The following is a 3,474-nucleotide window of genomic DNA, read 5'->3' on the forward strand; positions in this document are numbered from 1 at the left end:
GGGAGCCCCCGGCCACCCCCCAACCCCAGCCACTCCCCGGCCCGCACACACGCGACGAGCCCCCACCCCCTTGGGAGTAAGGGCCCGCCGGAGGCGTCCGTCTTCTCCACCACAACCATGTACTGCCCGGACTCCACCTCGGCCGGCGCGGGCGGTCCCGGCGGTCCGCGCCAGCGGACCCGAACGGGAACAGCCGCCCCGCCAGGGGCGCCCGTTCGGCCCGACGAAGGAGGGCCCGGTCCGCCCCGCGGACCCCGGCCCCGAAGGGGCCCAACAGATCGTCGCGCCGCCAGGCGCGTCCACGGCCCGGTGCCGACGGCACCGGCCGACGAAGGAGGCCGGGGCCGGCGAGCACGCACCGGGCCACCAACACCGCCGCCCCGCCAGGGGCGTCCGCTACCGCCGCCGCGCACGGCAGCGCCCACCCCCGGTCGAGTCGGCCGGGGGCGGGCGCCGTCGTGCGCCGGTTCTACTCGGCGTCCTCCGTCACGCAGCAGGTGAGCGGCACGCCGTGCATGTCGTAGTTGGTGACGTCGGGGGCGACGTGGAACCTCCTGCCGCTGTAGCGCAGGCGGGCCGTGCTGTCGGCGTCGAGCGTCACAGTGGCGTGCGGCTTGCCGCGACGCGGGTGGGTGATCTCCGCGACGATCCCGCGAAGCCCGTTGAGGTAGGCGGGGGACAGCTTGTCGAGTCGGACGGTGGCGCCCTTGGTGACCTTCGCGGCGGCGATGGCCTCGGCCTTGCGGCGGTCGGCCTTCCGGCGGGTGTTGACGGCGTCGATGATGTGGTTCAGGGCCGCATCGTCGGCGTCGCTGACGATGAAGGCGGTCATCTGCTCAAGGGTGGTCAAGAGTTCTCGTTCTCCTACGTTGAAGGTTCGGGACCGGAGGGGGAGGGCTGCCTCCCTCCCCCTCGGCGGAGTCAGGTGGTAGGGCTGGAGAGTCGGCGGGTGGCCTCCTTGAAGGTTTCGGCGGGGAACATGACGTCGGGCCACTGGACGGACACCTCGCGGCCGTCGCTGTACTCGATCCCCCACGCCAGGGAGTCGCCTTCGGCGGCCGGACCGGCGACCTGGGCGGGCTCCCATCCGGCGAAGCGGCGGCGGGGGTCTCGGGCGTTCGGCACCCACTTGCGGACCCTGACGGGCAGACCGGCCACGGCGGTTGCGATTCGGGCCGCTTCGTCTGCGTATGACATGCAGTCTCCCGGTGTTGAAGGTTCGGGCTGTCGCCGGGAGGGGCTGCCATCCCCTCCCGACACTGCTAATTCTGCCTTATTCGAGATGCTGCGTCAACGCTGTGACGTGCGTGTTCCTAGATTCCCCACCACACGCGCTGCTCGTCAATCAACAGCTCGATCGGCAGGACTCCCGCACCGTTGAGTGCGACCGGCGCCACCTCGTCCCGGTCGACGGACAGGCGCATCCGGGCTTCGCCGTCGGGGTCCCGGACAAGGTACGCGGATACGTGCACCCCGACCAGCGTGATCATGGGGACTTCTCCGGCGCCGTCCCGCTCCGGCGCGTGCACGGGGTGGACGCGGGATTCCGCGTGCAGTCGCTCGACGTCCTCTTGCCGCACGGTCACGCCTCCTGCGCGATCTCGTCCGCCTTGTATCCGGCCGGCTTGCCCATGCCGGGCCAGACGACCATGACCAGCGCGTCGCCGGTGAAGGGTTCGGTGCCGTATCCGGTGACGGTTCCGAGGATCAGGGGAAGCGTGCGGTGCCGCACGGTGCTGGTGCGGGGGTGGGCCTCCTCGATGGCGGGGGCCGGGGTCTGGGCTGCTTCGGTGTTCACGTCTACCTCTCGGGGGATGGGGGCCGGTGCCGAGCGGCACCGGCCCGGCGGGCGGTCAGGCGTCGGCGCGGTCGCGGCCGAACGTGTGGCGGGTGCCGTCGCAGCAAGGGCAGACGTCGCCGATCAGCTCCGCGAGACTGCGGCCCACCGTGATCGCTCGGACGGCGCTGGCCTTGACGGGCGGGTTCTTCGGATCAGCGGTGATCCATCCGGCGGACGGCGGGACCAAGAGGGGGCCCGGCGGCACGCGGAGGATGCGGGCGGCGACGTGGGAGGCGGCTGCCGCTTCGGCTTCGACCTGCTCGGGGTCGACTCCGGCCGTGGACTCGATGGCGGTCCGGGCAACCTTCAGCAGCAGGGCCCGGGATGCGTCCTCCGGGTCGATCGCCTCGGCGGGCACCCCGTTGATCAGGAAGGCGCGGTGGTCACCCTGGGCGGTCAGGGCGGCGATCAACCGGTTGCGGACCACCTGGGCGGGACTGCCGGAGATCGGGCGGGGCGGGACCGGCGGGCCGTCGGTCTGCGAGATGTCGAAGACCGCGTTCGAGACCCACCCGCGCGCCGGTGCCTCGTCCTGGGGCTCGGAGTCCTCCGGCGTCGACGCCTCGTCCTCCCGCCGCCCTCGCATGGGCCCCCAGATCCGGATGCCCTCCTCACCCTTGCGGACCTGCCGCCCCTCGTCCTGCCACGCCCGGTAGCCGAGTACGCGCGTCGCCTCCGGGGCCTGGAGGCCGATGGCGATGGCGTTGACGGCTCCGCGGTGGTTCAGGTGGACGGCTCCGGCCCGCATGACCGCCGCCCACACGTCGCGCCGTCCCATAGCGGCGTATCCGGCCTGGAGAAGGTCCGCCAGTTCGGCCGTGCGCCGCTTGCCGAGTTCTCGCCGGGCGTCCGGCGCGAGCTTCCTGTACCCCATCGCGCTGTCCTTTTCGTGTTGAAGGTTCGGGCCTGTCGTCCGGGGCTGCCATCCCCTTCCGACATCACTAATTCTGCCTTATTTGGGGGCCTGAGTCCACCCAGGAAGAGGTTTGAGCGAGTGATCTGCATCACACATTTTCGCAGGTCAGGGGCGGTTTCCACCCTCTCCGGGCGGCCCTTGCCCGGCGGCCCGCCACGGCTCCGCCCGGTGGGTGGGGGCTCCCCTCGGTTGGCCGGGCAGCTCCGCCCGACCGCCGGTTCTGTGGGGGGTGCCAGGCTCGCGAAGCGACCGCGAAGCGGCTCGGCCTGGCACCCCCCACAGGTTCGGTGGTAGCCCGAAGGGTGACCGGTCGGCCGAGGGGAGCCCCCGCCCACCCCCTACACCTCAGCCACCTACCGGGCCGCACACAGCACACCGCCCCCGCACCCCTTGGGCAGGCCCGGCGCCCGCCGGAGGCATTGGCGTTCGCCTCGACCGACGACCCGGTGCTGCCCAGCTGCAGCGCTGACCGGAGCGGACAGACCGGCGGTCCGCGCGAGCGGACCCGGGAGAAGGTCGTCGCCCCGCCAGGGGCGTCCGCTTCGGCCCGACGAAGGAGGGCCTGGTCCGCCCCGCGGACCCCGGCCGCCGCGCGGCCGCCGGCCCCGAAGGGGCCCAACAGGTCGTCGCGCCGCCAGGCGCGTCCACGGCCCGGTGCCGACGGCACCGGCCGACGAAGGAGGCCGGGGCCGGCGAGCACGCACCGGGCCACCAACAC

Annotated in this window: 5 protein-coding genes; all 5 read right to left on the reverse strand. The window is 73.0% G+C overall.

Translation table 11 applies throughout. The annotated features are described in order from the left end of the window. Positions 1 to 469: 469 nt before the first annotated feature. The 5 genes from ABZ532_RS31350 to ABZ532_RS31370 all read right to left on the reverse strand — a co-directional run bounded on the left by ABZ532_RS31350 (position 470) and on the right by ABZ532_RS31370 (position 2,714). Positions 470 to 850: a hypothetical protein gene (locus tag ABZ532_RS31350; RefSeq protein ID WP_361291341.1), complete on the reverse strand. Its 381-nt coding sequence runs from the start codon at positions 848 to 850 to the stop codon at positions 470 to 472. Between the two features lie 71 nt (positions 851 to 921). Beyond that, on the reverse strand, positions 922 to 1,197 hold the full coding sequence (locus ABZ532_RS31355) for a hypothetical protein (protein ID WP_361291344.1): 276 nt from the start codon (positions 1,195 to 1,197) through the stop codon (positions 922 to 924). Positions 1,198 to 1,313: 116 nt separating this feature from the next. Beyond that, entirely contained in the window at positions 1,314 to 1,586 is a 273-nt protein-coding gene (locus ABZ532_RS31360; protein ID WP_361291347.1) for a hypothetical protein, read from the reverse strand. Continuing rightward, a complete protein-coding gene (locus ABZ532_RS31365; RefSeq protein ID WP_030795513.1) occupies positions 1,583 to 1,798 on the reverse strand; it encodes a hypothetical protein in 216 nt (71 codons plus the stop codon). The genes ABZ532_RS31360 and ABZ532_RS31365 overlap by 4 nt, the downstream gene beginning before the upstream one ends. Positions 1,799 to 1,853: 55 nt before the next feature. Continuing rightward, positions 1,854 to 2,714, reverse strand: coding sequence for an ArdC family protein (locus ABZ532_RS31370; protein ID WP_361291351.1), 861 nt, complete (start codon positions 2,712 to 2,714; stop codon positions 1,854 to 1,856). Between the last annotated feature and the right edge of the window lie 760 nt (positions 2,715 to 3,474).

The organism is Streptomyces sp. NPDC019396 (assembly GCF_040632375.1).
Classification (GTDB): Bacteria; Actinomycetota; Actinomycetes; order Streptomycetales; family Streptomycetaceae; genus Streptomyces.